A 16,558-nucleotide genomic window follows, 5' to 3' on the forward strand; every position below is an offset into this window, starting at 1 on the left:
GGGAAATGCAGTTTGTCATGCGGCTTGCCCGGGAGTTCCGGCGGGCAGACTGGCGGCGGATGCTGTCGGAAATGTCGGCCACTGAGCTTGGTGAATGGGGCGATTATTTCCAGATGCAGAGCTTCAGTGATGTGTGGATGGATGCGCAGTTTGCCTCGCTGAAGGCATTGATCGTGAGAATGGTGTCCGGTAGCAGTGATGCTGCGGTGGCTGATTTCAGCCTTTTACCGGAAGAGAACGGGATACCGGAGCGAACGGACGAAGAACTGATGCATCTTGGGGAAGGTATTTCCGGAGGTGTGCGTTATGGACCAGATAGCCAACCTGGTCATTGATTTGGGGATTGATGCGGCAGAGTTTAAAAATGAAATTCCCCGTATCAAAAACCTTCTGAATGGTGCAGCCAGCGATGCAGAACGGTCTTCTGCCCGTATGCAGCGTTTTATGGAGCGTCAGACTCAGGCCGCCCGGCAGACAATGCAGGCGGCTTCTTCGGCTGCAACAGCCGCATCCGTCCATGCGCAGACGGTGGAGAAGAGCGCACAGGCTCATGAACGCATGGCCCGCGAGGTGGAGCAAACCCGCCAGCGTATGGAGGCACTGAGCCAGAAAATGCGCGAGGAACAGGCGCAGGCCATGGCTCTGGCGGAGGCTCAGGATAAAGCGGCTGCCGCGTTTTATCGTCAGATTGACAGTGTGAAACAGGCCAGTGCGGGGCTGCAGGAATTACAGCGTATTCAGCAGCAGATCCGACAGGCCAGAAACAGTGGCGGGATTGGTCAGCAGGATTATCTGGCGCTGATTTCTGAGGTTACGGCGAAAACCCGTGTTCTTACGCAGGCTGAGGCAGAGGCTACCCGACAGAAAGTGGCGTTTATCCGTCAGCTTAAAGAGCAGGCAACCCGCCTGAATCTTTCTTCTTCTGAGTTGCTTCGTGCTAAGGCTGCCCAGCTGGGGGTAAGCAGTGCTGCAGAAGTGTATATCCGCAAAATGGAGCAGGCAGGAAAAGCCACGCATTCGCTGGGTCTGAAAAGTGCAGCGGCCCGCCAGGAGATAGGCGTTCTGATAGGTGAACTGGCTCGCGGCAATTTAGGGGCGCTGAGGGGATCCGGGATAACGCTGGCTAACCGTGCCGGATGGATAGACACACTGATGTCACCGAAAGGCATGATGCTGGGCGGGGTTATTGGCGGTATTGCCGCGGCCGTCTATGGTCTGGGTAAAGCCTGGTATGATGGTCAGAAGGAGGGGGAAGAATTTAACCGCCAGTTGTCGCTGACGGGGCATTATGCCGGAGTCACTGCCGGGCAGCTGTGGACGCTCAGTCGTGCTATTTCCGGGAATGGTATTACGCAACATGCTGCAGCCGGTGCGCTGGCTCAGGTGGTGGGGAGTGGTGCATTTCGTGGAAACGATATCGGTATGGTGGCGAGAGCTGCCGCACAGATGGAGCGATCGGTTGGCCAGTCGGTCAGCGATACCATAAATCAGTTTAAGCGGCTGAAGGATGATCCTGTAAATGCCGCGAAGGCTCTGGACAATGAGCTGCATTTTCTTACTGCCACTCAGCTTGAGCAGATACGCGTCCTTGGGGAACAGGGGCGGTCCAGTGATGCGGCACGGATAGCCATGTCTGCACTGGCAGAGGAAACCGGTCGACGTACTGCGGATATTGATAATAACCTCAATGCGCTGGGCAGTACGCTGAAGTATCTGTCTGATTTATGGAGTCGTTTCTGGGATGCGGCCATGAATATTGGTCGTGAAGACTCGCTGGATGAACAGATTACCGCTTTACAGGAGAAAGTGTCGCGGGCGAAAAGACTCCCCTGGACGGCATCATCTTCTCAGGTTGAATACGATCAGCAGCGTCTTAACGATCTTCAGGAGAAAAAACGCCAGAAGGATTTGCAGGATGCAAAAGAGCAGGCAGAGCGGAATTATCAGGAGCAACAGAAACGACGTAATGCTGAAAATGCTGCACTGAACCGGATGAATGAAACGGAAGCAGCACGACATCAGCGTGAAATTGCGCGTATTAATGCCATGCAGTACGCCGATCAGGCTGTCAGGGATGCGGCGATACAACGTGAAAATGAACGTTACGAGAAAGCCCTGGCATCCGGTAAGAAAAAAACACGCGAAACCCGTAATGATGAGGCCACCCGGTTATTGCTGCAGTACAGTCAGCAACAGGCACAGGTGGAAGGACAGATTGCTGCTGCCAGACAGTCAGCAGGCATTGCCACGGAAAGGATGACAGAAGCGCATAAACAGCTTCTGGCTCTGCAGCAGCGCATCAGCGACCTGGACGGGAAAAAACTGACGGCAGATGAAAAGAGTGTACTGGCCCGTAAAGATGAACTGATTCAGGCACTGACGCTGCTGGATGTAAAACAGCAGGAGCTTCAGAAACAGACGGCACTCAACGAGCTGAAGAAAAAAACAATTCAGCTGACCAGTCAACTGGCTGAAGAAGAGCGCGCTCAGCGTCAGCAACATGACCTGGATATCGCCACGGTGGGTATGGGTGATCAGCAGCGGCAGCGATATCAGGTACAACTGAGTCTTCGCCAGAAATACCAGCAACAGCTGGAGCAGTTGAGGCGGGATAGTGAGCAGAAAGGGACATATAACACGGATGACTACAGAAAGGCCGAGCAGGCGCTGACGGAGAGCCTGAACCGACAACTGAATGAGAATCGCCGTTACTGGCAACAGCTTGAAGTTGTGCAGGGTAACTGGAAAAACGGAGTCCTGCGTGCATTTCAGGATTTTACCGTGGATGCAGATAATACGGCAGGAACAGCAGAACAGGTGTTCTCGTCAGCCTTCAGCAACATGGGAAATGGCCTGGCAACTTTTGTCACTACCGGCAAACTCAATTTCAAATCCTTCACCTCTTCTGTGCTGTCAGATATGGCGAAAATCCTGGCGCAGGCAACCATGATGAAATCGATAAAAGGGATTGGCAGTGTACTGGGATTTGATCTCAGCAGCCTTTCCCTGAATGCCAATGGGGGGATTTATCAGTCTGCTGATTTGAGTCGTTACAGTGGCACGGTGGTTAACCGTCCGACGTTTTTTGCTTTTGCAAAAGGTGCAGGTGTGATGGGGGAAGCTGGGCCTGAAGCCATTCTGCCACTGCGTCGTGGTGCTGACGGTAAGCTGGGGGTTGTGGCGGATATTGGTGGTTCAGGTATGGCGATGTTTGCCCCGCAGTACAACATTGAGATCAATAACGATGGCACGAACGGGCAGATAGGTCCGGCTGCCCTGAAGGTGGTTTATGACCTCGGGAAAAAAGCAGCAGCGGACTTTATGCAACAGCAGTCCCGTGATGGTGGTCTGTTCTCTGGAGGTGGACGATGAAAACCTTCCGCTGGAAAGTGAAACCCGGTATGGATGTGGCTTCGGCCCCTTCCGTAAGAAAGGTGCGCTTTGGTGATGGCTATTCTCAGCGTGCGCCTGCCGGGCTGAACGCTGACCTGAAAACGTACAGCGTGACGCTTTCTGTTCCCCGCGAGGAGGCCACGGCACTGGAATCGTTTCTGGCTGAGCACGGGGGCTGGAAGGCCTTTCTGTGGACGCCGCCTTATGGCTATCGGCAGATAAAGGTGACCTGCGCAAAATGGTCGTCGCGGGTCAGTATGTTGCGTGTTGAGTTCAGCGCAGAGTTTGAACAGGTGGTGAACTGATGCAGGATATCCGACAGGACACACTGAATGAATGCACCCGTGCGGATCAGTCGGCCAGCGTGGTGCTCTGGGAAATCGATCTGACAGAGATCGGTGGAGAACGTTATTTTTTCTGTAATGAGCAGAACGAAAAAGGTGAGCCGGTCACCTGGCAGGGGCGACAGTATCAGCCGTATCCCATTCAGGGGAGTGGTTTTGAACTGAATGGCAAAGGCACCAGTACGCGCCCCACGCTGGCAGTCTCTAACCTGTATGGCATGGTCACCGGGATGACGGAAGATCTGCAGAGTCTGGTCGGCGGAACGGTGGTCAGGCGTAAGGTTTACGCCCGTTTTCTGGATGCGGTGAACTTCGTCAACGGAAACAGCGACGCCGATCCGGAGCAGGAGGTGATCAGTCGCTGGCGCATCGAGCAGTGCAGCGAACTGAGCGCGGTGAGTGCCTCTTTTGTACTGTCCACGCCGACGGAAACGGACGGCGCTGTTTTTCCGGGACGTATCATGCTGGCCAACACCTGCACCTGGACCTATCGCGGCGATGAGTGCGGTTATCACGGTCCGGCTGTCGCGGATGAATATGACCAGCCAACGTCCGATATCACGAAGGATAAATGCAGCAAATGCCTGAGCGGTTGTAAGTTCCGCAATAACGTCGGCAACTTTGGCGGCTTCCTTTCCATTAACAAACTTTCGCAGTAAATCCCATGACACAGACAGAATCAGCGATTCTGGCGCACGCCCGGCGATGTGCGCCAGCGGAGTCGTGCGGCTTCGTGGTGAGAACGCCGGAGGAGGAAAGATATTTTCCCTGCGTGAATATCTCCGGTGAGCCGGAGGCGTATTTCCGTATGTCGCCGGAAGACTGGCTGCAGGCAGAAATGCAGGGTGAGATTGTGGCGCTGGTCCACAGCCACCCCGGTGGTCTGCCCTGGCTGAGTGAGGCCGACCGGCGGCTGCAGGTGCAGAGTGATTTGCCGTGGTGGCTGGTCTGCCGGGGGACGATTCATAAGTTCCGCTGTGTGCCGCATCTCACCGGGCGGCGTTTTGAGCACGGGGTGACAGACTGTTATACGCTGTTCCGCGATGCCTATCATCTTGCAGGTATCGATTTGCCGGATTTTTACCGACATGATGACTGGTGGAAATCAGGTCAGAATCTCTATCTGGATAATCTGGAGGCCACAGGGCTGTATCAGGTGCCGTTGTCATCAGCACAACCGGGCGATGTGCTGCTGTGCTGCTTTGGTTCATCGGTGCCGAATCATGCCGCCATTTACTGTGGTGACGGCGAGCTGCTGCACCATATTCCTGAACAACTGAGCAAACGAGAGAGGTATACCGACAAATGGCAGCGACGCACACACTCCCTCTGGCGTCACCAGGCATGGCACGCATCTGCCTTTACGGGGATTTACAACGATTTGGCCGCCGCATCGATCTGCGTGTGAAAACGGGGGCCGAAGCCATCCGGGCGCTGGCCATGCAGATCCCGGCGTTTCGTCAGAAGCTGAGCGACGGCTGGTATCAGGTACGCATTGCCGGGCGTGATACAGGTGAAACGGAATTATCAGCCCGTCTTAATGAACCGCTGGCAAATGGTGCTGTGATCCATATCGTGCCGCGTCTGGCAGGAGCCAAAAGTGGCGGTGTGTTTCAGGCTGTGCTGGGGGCGGCTGTTATGGCGGTTGCTATATGGATGCCGGGGGTAGGAATTATGGCGAGTAATCTGCTGTTTTCTCTCGGTGCCAGTATGACGCTTGGCGGTGTTGCACAGATGCTGGCCCCTAAACCCAAAACCCCCCGCACACAGACAACGGATAACGGCAAACAGAACACCTATTTTTCTTCACTGGATAATATGGTTGCCCAGGGCAATGTTCTGCCCGTTCTGTACGGTGAAATGCGCGTGGGATCACGTGTGGTATCTCAGGAGATCAGCACAGCAGACGAAGGGGACGGTGGTCAGGTTGTGGTGATTGGTCGCTGATGAAAAACGTTTTATGTGAAACCGCCTGCGGGCGGTTTTGTCATTTATGGAGCGTGAAGAATGGGTAAAGGCAGCAGTAAGGGGCATACCCCGCGCGAAGCGAAGGACAACCTGAAGTCCACGCAGTTGCTGAGTGTGATCGATGCCATCAGCGAAGGGCCGGTTGAAGGTCCGGTGGAGGGATTAAAAAGTGTGCTGCTGAACAGTACGCCGGTGCTGGACACTGAGGGGAATACCAACATCTCCGGCGTCACGGTGGTGTTCCGGGCCGGTGAGCAGGAGCAGACACCGCCGGAGGGATTTGAATCCTCCGGCTCCGAGACGGTGCTCGGTACAGAAGTGAAATATGACACGCCGATCACCCGGACCATCACGTCGGCAAACATTGACCGTCTGCGTTTTACTTTCGGCGTGCAGGCACTGGTGGAAACCACCTCAAAGGGGGACAGGAATCCATCGGAAGTCCGCCTGCTGGTTCAGATACAACGTAACGGTGGCTGGGTGACGGAAAAAGACATCACCATTAAGGGTAAAACCACTTCACAGTATCTGGCCTCGGTGGTGGTGGATAACCTGCCGCCGCGCCCGTTCAGTATCCGGATGCGCAGGATGACGCCGGACAGCACCACAGACCAGCTGCAGAACAAAACGCTCTGGTCGTCATACACCGAAATTATCGATGTGAAACAGTGCTACCCGAACACGGCACTGTTCGGCGTGCAGGTGGACTCGGAGCAGTTCGGCAGCCAGCAGGTGAGCCGTAATTATCATCTGCGCGGGCGTATTCTGCAGGTGCCGTCGAATTATAACCCGCAGACGCGGCAATACAGCGGTATCTGGGACGGAACGTTTAAACCGGCATACAGCAACAACATGGCCTGGTGTCTGTGGGATATGCTGACCCATCCGCGCTACGGCATGGGGAAACGTCTTGGTGCAGCGGATGTAGATAAATGGGCGCTGTATGTCATCGGCCAGTACTGCGACCAGTCGGTGCCGGACGGCTTTGGCGGCACGGAGCCGCGCATCACCTGTAATGCGTACCTGACCACACAGCGCAAGGCGTGGGATGTGCTCAGTGATTTCTGCTCGGCGATGCGCTGTATGCCGGTATGGAACGGGCAGACGCTGACGTTCGTGCAGGACCGACCATCAGATAAGGTGTGGACCTATAACCGCAGTAATGTGGTGATGCCGGATGATGGCGCGCCGTTCCGCTACAGCTTCAGCGCCCTGAAGGACCGCCATAATGCCGTTGAGGTGAACTGGATTGACCCGAATAACGGCTGGGAGACGGCGACAGAGCTTGTGGAGGACACGCAGGCCATTGCCCGTTACGGTCGTAACGTCACGAAGATGGATGCTTTTGGCTGTACCAGCCGGGGGCAGGCACATCGCGCCGGGCTGTGGCTGATTAAAACAGAACTGCTGGAAACGCAGACCGTGGACTTCAGCGTGGGTGCCGAAGGGCTTCGCCATGTACCGGGCGATGTCATTGAAATCTGCGATGATGACTATGCCGGTATCAGCACCGGCGGGCGCGTGCTGGCGGTAAACAGCCAGACCCGGACGCTGACGCTCGACCGTGAAATCACGCTGCCATCTTCCGGCACCACGCTGATAAGCCTGGTTGACGGGCAGGGGAGTCCGGTCAGCGTGGAGGTTCAGTCCGTCACCGACGGCGTGAAGGTAAAAGTGAGCCGTGTTCCTGACGGTGTTGCTGAATACAGCGTATGGGGGCTGAAGCTGCCGACGCTGCGCCAGCGACTGTTCCGCTGCGTGAGTATCCGTGAGAACGACGACGGCACGTATGCCATCACCGCCGTGCAGCATGTGCCGGAAAAAGAGGCCATCGTGGATAACGGGGCGCACTTTGACGGCGACCAGAGCGGCACGGTGAATGGTGTCACGCCGCCAGCGGTGCAGCACCTGACTGCCGAAGTCACCGCAGACAGCGGGGAGTATCAGGTACTGGCCCGCTGGGACACGCCGAAGGTGGTGAAGGGGGTGAGCTTTATGCTTCGCCTGACCGTGGCAGCGGATGACGGCAGTGAGCGGCTGGTCAGCACGGCCCGGACGACGGAAACCACGTACCGCTTCACGCAACTGGCGCTGGGGCGGTACACGCTGACAGTCCGGGCGGTAAATGCGTGGGGACAGCAGGGCGATCCGGCGTCGGTATCGTTCCGGATTGCCGCACCGGCAGCACCGTCGAGGATTGAGCTGACGCCGGGCTATTTTCAGATAACCGCCACGCCGCATCTTGCCGTTTATGACCCGACGGTACAGTTTGAGTTCTGGTTCTCGGAAACGCGGATTACCGATATCAGGCAGGTTGAAACCACAGCCCGCTACCTTGGTACGGGACTGTACTGGATAGCCGCCAGTATCAATATCAAACCGGGCCATGATTATTACTTTTATATCCGCAGTGTGAACACCGTTGGCAAATCGGCATTCGTGGAGGCCGTCGGTCGGGCGAGCGATGATGCGGAAGGTTACCTGGATTTTTTCAAAGGCCAGATAACCGAATCCCATCTCGGTAAAGAGCTGCTGGAAAAAGTCGAGCTGACGGAGGATAACGCCAGCAAACTGGAGGAGTTTTCGAAAGAGTGGAAAGACGCCAACGATAAATGGAATGCCATGTGGGGCGTCAAAATTGAGCAGACCAAAGACGGCAAACATTATGTCGCGGGTATTGGCCTCAGCATGGAGGACACGGAGGAAGGCAAGCTGAGCCAGTTTCTGGTTGCCGCTAACCGTATCGCGTTTATTGACCCGGCAAACGGGAATGAAACGCCGATGTTTGTGGCGCAGGGCAACCAGATATTCATGAACGACGTGTTCCTGAAACGCCTGACGGCCCCCACCATTACCAGTGGTGGAAATACACCGGTATTTTCCCTGACACCGGACGGGCGGCTGACGGCGAAAAATGCCGATATCAGCGGTAACGTGAATGCGAACTCCGGGACGCTCAACAACGTCACGATTAACGAGAACTGTCGGGTTCTGGGAAAATTGTCCGCCAACCAGATTGAAGGCGATCTCGTTAAAACAGTGGGCAAAGCTTTCCCCCGGGACTCCCGTGCACCGGAGCGGTGGCCATCAGGAACCATTACCGTCAGGGTTTATGACGATCAGCCGTTTGACCGGCAGATTGTTATTCCGGCGGTGGCATTCAGCGGCGCTAAACATGAGAAAGAGCATACTGATATTTACTCCTCATGCCGTCTGATAGTACGGAAAAACGGTGCTGAAATTTATAACCGTACCGCGCTGGATAATACGCTGATTTACAGTGGTGTTATTGATATGCCTGCCGGTCACGGTCACATGACACTGGAGTTTTCGGTGTCAGCATGGCTGGTAAATAACTGGTATCCCACAGCAAGTATCAGCGATTTGCTGGTTGTGGTGATGAAGAAAGCCACCGCAGGCATCAGTATCAGCTGAATTTTATAACCCATATACGGGCGCCAGAAATGGCGCCTTTTTTATTGCAGAAAAGCGAGAGGTAATTATGCGTAAAGTTTGTGCAGCCATTTTGTCCGCAGCCATCTGTCTGGCCGTATCCGGTGCGCCTGCATGGGCGTCTGAGCAGCAGGCCACACTGAGCGCAGGGTATCTTCATGCCCGTACGAACGCTCCCGGCAGCGATAATCTGAACGGGATTAACGTGAAATACCGTTATGAGTTTACGGACACGCTGGGGCTGATTACGTCATTCAGTTATACCAACGCTGAAGATGAGCAAAAAACGCATTACAGCGATACCCGCTGGCATGAAGATTCCGTGCGTAACCGCTGGTTCAGCGTGATGGCGGGGCCGTCTGTGCGCGTGAATGAATGGTTCAGCGCGTATGCGATGGCGGGTATGGCTTACAGCCGTGTGTCGACTTTCTCCGGAGATTATATCCGCGTAACTGACAACAAGGGGAAAACGCACGATGTGCTGACCGGAAGTGATGACGGTCGCCACAGCAACACGTCTCTGGCGTGGGGAGCTGGCGTGCAGTTTAACCCGACCGAATCCGTGGCCGTTGACGTCGCTTATGAAGGCTCCGGCAGCGGTGACTGGCGCACTGACGGTTTCATCGTGGGTGTCGGTTATAAATTCTGATTAGCCAGGTAACACAGTGTTATGACAGCCCGCCGGTTCAGGCGGGCTTTTTTGTGGGGTGAATATGGCAGTAAAGATTTCAGGTGTACTGAAAGACGGCACAGGAAAACCGGTACAGAACTGCACAATCCAGCTGAAAGCAAAACGTAACAGCACCACGGTGGTGGTGAACACGCTGGCCTCAGAAAATCCGGATGAAGCCGGGCGTTACAGTATGGACGTTGAGTACGGTCAGTACAGCGTTATTCTGTTGGTGGAAGGATTCCCGCCGTCACATGCCGGGACCATCACAGTGTATGAAGATTCCCGACCCGGTACGCTGAATGATTTTCTCGGTGCCATGACGGAGGATGATGCCCGTCCGGAGGCACTGCGCCGTTTTGAGCTGATGGTGGAAGAGGTGGCGCGTAACGCGTCCGTGGTGGCACAGAACACGGCAGCCGCGAAGAAGTCAGCCAGTGATGCCAGCACATCAGCCCGTGAGGCGGCAACCCATGCGACTGATGCTGCAGGCTCAGCACGCGCAGCCAGCACGTCAGCCGGACAGGCCGCGTCGTCGGCTCAGTCAGCGACTTCCAGCGCAGGAACGGCATCAACAAAGGCCACTGAAGCATCAAAAAGTGCTGCCGCTGCAGAGTCCTCAAAAAGCGCGGCAGCTACCAGTGCCAGTGCCGCGAAAACGTCAGAAACGAATGCTGCAGCGTCACAACAATCAGCAGCCACTTCTGCATCCACCGCGACTACGAAAGCGTCAGAAGCTGCCACCTCAGCCCGGGATGCGGCGGCTTCAAAAGAGGCGGCAAAATCATCAGAAACGAACGTATCCTCGAGCGCCAGTAGCGCAGCTTCCTCGGCAACAGCGGCAGGAAATTCCGCGAAGGCGGCAAAAACGTCAGAGACGAACGCCAGGTCTTCTGAAACGGCAGCGGGACAGAGCGCCTCGGCTGCGGCAGGCTCAAAAACAGCGGCTGCGTCGTCTGCCAGTGCAGCGTCAACAAGTGCCGGGCAGGCCTCAGCCAGTGCCACCGCCGCCGGAAAATCGGCAGAAAGCGCCGCATCGTCTGCTTCAACAGCCACAACGAAGGCTGGCGAAGCCACTGAACAGGCCAGCGCAGCAGCGAGGTCTGCTTCCGCAGCGAAGACATCCGAGACGAACGCGAAAGCGTCGGAAACCAGCGCAGAATCCTCAAAAACGGCTGCCGCATCGTCAGCCAGTTCGGCGTCGTCATCGGCATCATCTGCGTCTGCTTCAAAAGATGAGGCGACCAGACAGGCGTCAGCAGCGAAGGGTAGCGCCACGACGGCATCCACGAAGGCGACAGAGGCAGCTGGCAGTGCGACGGCAGCAGCTCAGAGCAAAAGTACGGCGGAATCTGCAGCAACGCGCGCTGAGACAGCGGCAAAACGGGCAGAGGATATTGCATCCGCCGTGGCGCTTGAGGATGCGAGCACGACGAAAAAGGGGATAGTACAGCTCAGTAGTGCGACCAACAGCACGTCTGAAACGCTGGCGGCAACGCCAAAGGCAGTAAAAGCAGCCAATGACAATGCTGAGAAACGTCTGCAGAAAGACCAGAACGGCGCTGATATACCCGATAAGGGACGCTTCCTGAACAACATTAACGCGGTCAGTAAAACAGACTTTGCTGATAAGCGTGGTATGCGTTATGTGCGGGTTAACGCTCCTGCAGGTGCAACATCTGGAAAATATTACCCTGTTGTTGTTATGCGTTCTGCTGGCTCAGTAAGCGAACTGGCATCAAGGGTCATTATCACCACGGCAACGCGAACCGCAGGCGATCCGATGAATAACTGCGAGTTTAACGGATTTGTTATGCCTGGTGGCTGGACTGACAGGGGGCGTTATGCTTATGGAATGTTCTGGCAATATCAAAACAATGAACGAGCCATTCACTCAATAATGATGAGTAATAAGGGCGATGATTTGCGCTCTGTGTTCTATGTTGATGGCGCTGCTTTCCCTGTTTTTGCGTTTCTCGAAGATGGCCTGTCAATATCCGCACCTGGTGCTGATCTCGTTGTTAATGATACGACCTATAAGTTTGGGGCAACAAATCCGGCGACTGAATGTATCGCGGCGGACGTTATCCTTGATTTTAAGAGTGGGCGTGGTTTTTATGAGTCTCATTCGTTAATCGTTAACGATAACTTGTCGTGCAAAAAACTTTTTGCCACAGACGAAATTGTAGCGCGTGGTGGTAATCAGATTCGAATGATAGGTGGGGAGTATGGGGCATTATGGCGTAATGATGGCGCTAAAACTTACCTGCTGCTTACCAATCAAGGTGATGTTTATGGTGGCTGGAATACATTAAGACCGTTTGCTATTGATAACGCAACCGGCGAACTGGTTATTGGAACCAAACTGTCTGCAAGTCTGAACGGTAACGCATTGACAGCAACAAAGCTGCAAACGCCAAGACTGGTTTCTGGGGTTGAGTTTGATGGTTCCAGAGATATTACTTTAACCGCCGCGCATGTGGCTGCTTTTGCCAGAAGGGCAACGGATACGTATGCCGATGCGGATGGTGGCGTTCCCTGGAATGCCGAATCAGGCGCTTACAATGTCACCCGCTCTGGCGACAGCTATATTCTGGTTAACTTCTATACCGGAGTCGGAAGTTGCCGGACCCTGCAGATGAAGGCGCATTACAGAAATGGAGGTCTGTTCTACCGTTCCTCAAGAGATGGCTATGGTTTTGAGGAAGGCTGGGCAGAAGTTTATACCTCGAAAAATCTTCCACCAGAAAGCTACCCAGTCGGTGCACCAATCCCGTGGCCATCAGATACCGTTCCGTCTGGTTATGCCCTGATGCAGGGACAGACTTTTGACAAATCTGCTTACCCGAAACTTGCAGCCGCTTATCCGTCAGGTGTGATCCCTGATATGCGTGGCTGGACGATTAAGGGCAAACCTGCCAGTGGTCGGGCCGTATTGTCTCAGGAACAGGACGGCATTAAATCGCATATCCACAGCGCCAGCGCATCCAGTACGGATTTGGGGACGAAAACCACATCGTCGTTTGATTACGGCACTAAATCCACGAATAACACTGGTGCGCATACCCATAGTTTAAGTGGCAGCACGAATGCAGCTGGTAATCACAGCCATAGAGATGGCCGTCGATTTAACCCCAGTGTTTTTAAAGATACTTATCAATATGGTTATACAAGCTCAGGTCAAAATACCTGGGGTGTACAAGGCTCAGTAGGTATGTCTACGGGGTGGTTCGCTAATACCAGTACAGATGGTAATCATAGCCACTCACTGTCCGGCACAGCAGCATCTGCAGGTGCACACGCGCATACTGTCGGTATTGGTGCTCATACGCACTCCGTTGCGATTGGTTCACATGGACACACCATCACCGTTAACGCTGCTGGTAACGCGGAAAACACCGTCAAAAACATCGCATTTAACTATATTGTGAGGCTTGCATAATGGCATTCAGAATGAGTGAACAACCACGGACCATAAAAATTTATAATCTGCTGGCCGGAACTAATGAATTTATTGGTGAAGGTGATGCATATATTCCGCCTCATACAGGTCTGCCAGCAAACAGTACCGATATTGCACCGCCAGATATTCCGGCTGGCTTCGTGGCTGTTTTCAACAGTGATGAGGCATCGTGGCATCTCGTTGAAGATCATCGGGGTAAAACGGTTTATGACGTAGCGTCAGGGGACGCGTTATTTATTTCTGAACTCGGTCCGTTACCGGAAAATGTTACCTGGTTATCGCCGGAAGGGGAGTTTCAGAAGTGGAACGGCACAGCCTGGGTGAAAGATGCAGAAGCAGAAAAACTGTTCCGGATCCGGGAGGCGGAAGAAACAAAAAACAGCCTGATGCAGGTAGCCAGTGAGCATATTGCGCCACTTCAGGATGCTGTAGATCTGGAAATCGCAACGGAGGAAGAAACCTCATTGCTGGAAGCCTGGAAAAAGTATCGGGTGTTGCTGAACCGTGTTGATACATCAACTGCACCGGATATTGAGTGGCCAGAAGAACCAGACACCGTGTAAGCAAAAAAGAAAAACCGCAGACACGACGTATGCATGACGTGCTGCGGTTTATGCTTATCACTTAAAGACTCAAAAATTAGGTGAGTAACGGACCGGGGACATAGCTCCTTTTTTTCTTAATTCATCTGGTATTTTTTTTCCAAGATAAAGATTTGCTATTTCAGGTGGGGCTTCTCGACCTTCAAAACCATAGCGCGAACTTTGTGTTGCCTCAAAGTCAGGATCCTCGTCCCAGTATTTCAACGAAGGGAAATTTTCACGTGTTGATTTGAGCCATTTATCAGCAATGAAAACCCCTCGAACGATCCCCCTTACAGTAGCAAGAATGATTTCTGCTTGGCTGGCGCGAGAGACATTAATGCGCCAGCTAAATCGAACCGCATCATAAAGCTCTGAATCCTTTGCACTTCTGTTAACGGATATCATTAATGCTTTATGATGAAATGTTATGGTTTCGGGCTGATATGTTGCTATCAACTCTTTGACATGCGCGGCGCCGAATTCATTGCTGCCAGCACCATTCATGATATTCGTTAACCCAGGGTAGGCATCAATAAGTGCTGCTTCAACTTCGTACGCCGTCTTTTCATCAGTCATTCCGTGTCGATGGATGACATGGATAACTTCAAGTCCTGCTAACCTTATTTCTCTAATTTGCTTTAGCTTGTTGCTCAGTAACTCGTCATCATCAGTCGCTGCCACTTCACCGCGCATATGGGCAAATACGCGGTTACCTTTGCCTTTCCCTACATAGAAGGTGCTTCCGTCCCTCGGATCAATCAATCGGTATACATACCAGCCAAGGTGTTCAATTACTCCAGAAGGAAACTCAGTAATATCCATTTTGCAATATCTATGAAGAATTATTTGTGAGACGTATATTAATGATCATTGCAAGGGCTCACAACCAGTAGTGTTGAGAAAACCATCGGAGAAATGAGGCTAAGCCTTTGAATTTACATAGTACAAAAAAGATACTTTTCCTCATAATGTGAGCTAATTTTATGTTTCGTTTGATGATTGGACCGGTCTCGAAAACCGTAGACACATAGTATGCGTTAATTTATGAACAAACTACTTGTCTGCTGTTTTTCTGTCATTAGTCGTATATAGAATGATTCTCTATGCCTAACAAAGCATCACCAGTGCTAGATTACGTTGTAGTCACTGTTTAAATATCCAGATAAAACATTTCCTTCTGGGTTGAATGAGTGATAAAGTTTCACCCATTAGACCCCTTGGAGGAATTATGTCTGAATTTGAAGTGTTGGCACAGCATCTGCTGAAGGAAGCCGAGGCGGAAGAAAAGCTGCGACAGGAAAATGATAAAAAGCTTATCGAGAAAGTGCTGGAAATCTATGATCAGAAGTATGTGGCTGAATTACTGAGAAAAGTCGGAAAAAATGAGTGGAGCCGTGAAACCATTAACCGCTGGATTAATGGCAAGTGTTTACCAAAATCGTTGACTTCAGTAGAAGAGTCTCTTCTGCGTAAGATGCTACCAGAACCACCTGCAAACCATCCGGAATATGCTTTCCGCTTCATTGACTTATTTGCTGGAATTGGAGGGATACGGAAAGGTTTTGAGGCCATTGGAGGCCAGTGTGTTTTTACCAGTGAATGGAATAAAGATGCTGTGCGTACATACAAGGCCAACTGGTTTAACGATGAACAGGTGCATAAATTCAATCTCGATATTCGGGAAGTCACGCTGAGTGATAAAACCGATGTATTGGAAACGGATGCTTATGCATATATTGATGAGCATGTGCCGGATCATGATGTGCTTCTTGCGGGGTTCCCGTGCCAGCCATTTAGCCTTGCTGGTGTTAGTAAGAAAAACTCACTTGGTCGTGCGCATGGTTTTGAATGTGAAGCACAAGGAACACTTTTTTTTGACGTGGCACGTATTATACGAGCAAAAAAACCGGCAATTTTTGTGCTGGAAAATGTCAAAAATCTGAAGAGCCATGATAAGGGTAAAACTTTCAAAGTCATTATGGAGACCCTTGACGAGCTGGGCTACGAAGTTGCCGATGCTGCAGAAATGGGAAAAAACGATCCAAAGATTATCGATGGGAAGCATTTTTTGCCTCAGCATCGTGAACGCATTGTTCTGGTCGGATTTAGACGAGATCTGAATATTCACAAGGGGTTTACCTTGCGTGATATCAGTCGTTTTTATCCGGAACACCGCCCATCATTTGGTGAATTGCTGGAGCCTGTAGTCGACAGTAAATATATACTTACGCCAAAACTATGGGAGTACCTTTATAACTACGCCAAAAAGCATGCAGCCAAGGGGAATGGTTTTGGCTTTGGGTTGGTCAATCCTGAGAATAAGGAAAGCATTGCACGCACACTTTCTGCCAGATATCACAAAGACGGATCAGAAATTCTTATTGATCGTGGTTGGGATATGGCAACGGGAGAGGCTGACTTTATGAATGAGAGTAATCAGGCTCGTCGACCACGCAGGCTGACTCCCCGAGAGTGCGCACGCCTTATGGGATTTGAAAAACCTGGAGGGAAACCATTCCGTATTCCGGTTTCAGATACTCAGTCATATCGGCAGTTCGGTAACTCAGTTGTGGTGCCAGTATTTGAAGCTGTTGCCAGACTTCTGGAACCCTATATCCTCAAAGCTGTTTCTGCTGATGCTGGTAAGACTGGGCAGCCTTGAGAACATCTCCCGGCCTTTTAA

At 52.6% G+C, this 16,558-nt stretch carries 12 protein-coding genes; 11 read left to right on the forward strand and 1 reads right to left on the reverse strand.

Going from position 1 to position 16,558, the window contains the following annotated elements:
* Nucleotides 1-5 precede the first annotated feature (5 nt).
* The 10 genes from A1WG_RS07770 (at nucleotide 6) to A1WG_RS07720 (ending at nucleotide 13,854) form a co-directional block, all read left to right on the forward strand.
* Complete coding sequence (locus A1WG_RS07770; protein WP_001161005.1) at nucleotides 6-335, forward strand: phage tail assembly protein T; 330 nt, start codon at nucleotides 6-8, stop codon at nucleotides 333-335.
* Nucleotides 307-3,372 carry a phage tail tape measure protein gene (locus A1WG_RS07765; protein ID WP_016242589.1) on the forward strand — a complete coding sequence of 1,022 codons (3,066 nt, stop codon included), beginning with the start codon at nucleotides 307-309 and terminating at the stop codon, nucleotides 3,370-3,372. Before A1WG_RS07770 ends, A1WG_RS07765 begins: the two co-directional genes overlap by 29 nt.
* Nucleotides 3,369-3,698, forward strand: coding sequence for a phage tail protein (locus A1WG_RS07760; protein WP_000847325.1), 330 nt, complete (start codon nucleotides 3,369-3,371; stop codon nucleotides 3,696-3,698). The genes A1WG_RS07765 and A1WG_RS07760 overlap by 4 nt, the downstream gene beginning before the upstream one ends.
* The gene (locus A1WG_RS07755; RefSeq protein WP_016242590.1) at nucleotides 3,698-4,396 is read left to right on the forward strand and encodes a phage minor tail protein L; all 699 of its coding nucleotides are present in this window, start codon (nucleotides 3,698-3,700) and stop codon (nucleotides 4,394-4,396) included. The genes A1WG_RS07760 and A1WG_RS07755 overlap by 1 nt, the downstream gene beginning before the upstream one ends.
* Nucleotides 4,397-4,401: 5 nt before the next feature.
* The gene (locus A1WG_RS07750) at nucleotides 4,402-5,145 is read left to right on the forward strand and encodes a C40 family peptidase (protein WP_001377947.1); all 744 of its coding nucleotides are present in this window, start codon (nucleotides 4,402-4,404) and stop codon (nucleotides 5,143-5,145) included.
* The gene (locus A1WG_RS07745) at nucleotides 5,082-5,684 is read left to right on the forward strand and encodes a tail assembly protein (protein ID WP_000090847.1); all 603 of its coding nucleotides are present in this window, start codon (nucleotides 5,082-5,084) and stop codon (nucleotides 5,682-5,684) included. Before A1WG_RS07750 ends, A1WG_RS07745 begins: the two co-directional genes overlap by 64 nt.
* Before the next feature lie 60 nt (nucleotides 5,685-5,744).
* The gene (locus tag A1WG_RS07740) at nucleotides 5,745-9,140 is read left to right on the forward strand and encodes a phage attachment tail tip protein J (protein WP_016242591.1); all 3,396 of its coding nucleotides are present in this window, start codon (nucleotides 5,745-5,747) and stop codon (nucleotides 9,138-9,140) included.
* 67 nt (nucleotides 9,141-9,207) lie between these two features.
* Nucleotides 9,208-9,807, forward strand: coding sequence for an Ail/Lom family outer membrane beta-barrel protein (locus tag A1WG_RS07735; RefSeq protein ID WP_016242592.1), 600 nt, complete (start codon nucleotides 9,208-9,210; stop codon nucleotides 9,805-9,807).
* 64 nt (nucleotides 9,808-9,871) lie between these two features.
* Nucleotides 9,872-13,270, forward strand: a complete 3,399-nt coding sequence (locus A1WG_RS23540; RefSeq protein ID WP_024196605.1) for a prophage tail fiber N-terminal domain-containing protein — start codon at nucleotides 9,872-9,874, stop codon at nucleotides 13,268-13,270.
* The gene (locus A1WG_RS07720; protein WP_016242595.1) at nucleotides 13,270-13,854 is read left to right on the forward strand and encodes a tail fiber assembly protein; all 585 of its coding nucleotides are present in this window, start codon (nucleotides 13,270-13,272) and stop codon (nucleotides 13,852-13,854) included. The genes A1WG_RS23540 and A1WG_RS07720 overlap by 1 nt, the downstream gene beginning before the upstream one ends.
* A gap of 69 nt (nucleotides 13,855-13,923) precedes the next feature.
* On the opposite strand, the gene A1WG_RS07715 is transcribed toward A1WG_RS07720, so the two are convergent.
* The gene (locus tag A1WG_RS07715; RefSeq protein ID WP_000355482.1) at nucleotides 13,924-14,697 is read right to left on the reverse strand and encodes an LEM-3-like GIY-YIG domain-containing protein; all 774 of its coding nucleotides are present in this window, start codon (nucleotides 14,695-14,697) and stop codon (nucleotides 13,924-13,926) included.
* A 406-nt stretch (nucleotides 14,698-15,103) separates the two neighbouring features.
* Here A1WG_RS07715 and A1WG_RS07710 point away from each other — a divergent pair, with 406 nt between their 5' ends.
* The gene (locus A1WG_RS07710; RefSeq protein WP_001288444.1) at nucleotides 15,104-16,537 is read left to right on the forward strand and encodes a DNA cytosine methyltransferase; all 1,434 of its coding nucleotides are present in this window, start codon (nucleotides 15,104-15,106) and stop codon (nucleotides 16,535-16,537) included.
* Nucleotides 16,538-16,558: the final 21 nt, after the last annotated feature.

This window comes from Escherichia sp. KTE96, assembly GCF_000408525.1.
GTDB classification, from domain to species: Bacteria; Pseudomonadota; Gammaproteobacteria; order Enterobacterales; family Enterobacteriaceae; genus Escherichia; species Escherichia marmotae.

What these genes read in the sequence shown, in the direction of transcription:
- A1WG_RS07735 (WP_016242592.1), top strand. Translation starts at nt 9,208, where the DNA reads ATGCGTAAAGTTTGTGCAGCCATTTTGTCCGCAGCCATCTGTCTGGCC.
- A1WG_RS07760 (WP_000847325.1), top strand. Translation starts at nt 3,369, where the DNA reads ATGAAAACCTTCCGCTGGAAAGTGAAACCCGGTATGGATGTGGCTTCG.
- A1WG_RS07770 (WP_001161005.1), top strand. Translation starts at nt 6, where the DNA reads ATGCAGTTTGTCATGCGGCTTGCCCGGGAGTTCCGGCGGGCAGACTGG.
- A1WG_RS07750 (WP_001377947.1), top strand. Translation starts at nt 4,402, where the DNA reads ATGACACAGACAGAATCAGCGATTCTGGCGCACGCCCGGCGATGTGCG.
- A1WG_RS07740 (WP_016242591.1), top strand. Translation starts at nt 5,745, where the DNA reads ATGGGTAAAGGCAGCAGTAAGGGGCATACCCCGCGCGAAGCGAAGGAC.
- A1WG_RS07720 (WP_016242595.1), top strand. Translation starts at nt 13,270, where the DNA reads ATGGCATTCAGAATGAGTGAACAACCACGGACCATAAAAATTTATAAT.
- A1WG_RS23540 (WP_024196605.1), top strand. Translation starts at nt 9,872, where the DNA reads ATGGCAGTAAAGATTTCAGGTGTACTGAAAGACGGCACAGGAAAACCG.
- A1WG_RS07745 (WP_000090847.1), top strand. Translation starts at nt 5,082, where the DNA reads ATGGCACGCATCTGCCTTTACGGGGATTTACAACGATTTGGCCGCCGC.
- A1WG_RS07715 (WP_000355482.1), bottom strand. Translation starts at nt 14,697, where the DNA reads ATGGATATTACTGAGTTTCCTTCTGGAGTAATTGAACACCTTGGCTGG.
- A1WG_RS07710 (WP_001288444.1), top strand. Translation starts at nt 15,104, where the DNA reads ATGTCTGAATTTGAAGTGTTGGCACAGCATCTGCTGAAGGAAGCCGAG.
- A1WG_RS07765 (WP_016242589.1), top strand. Translation starts at nt 307, where the DNA reads ATGGACCAGATAGCCAACCTGGTCATTGATTTGGGGATTGATGCGGCA.
- A1WG_RS07755 (WP_016242590.1), top strand. Translation starts at nt 3,698, where the DNA reads ATGCAGGATATCCGACAGGACACACTGAATGAATGCACCCGTGCGGAT.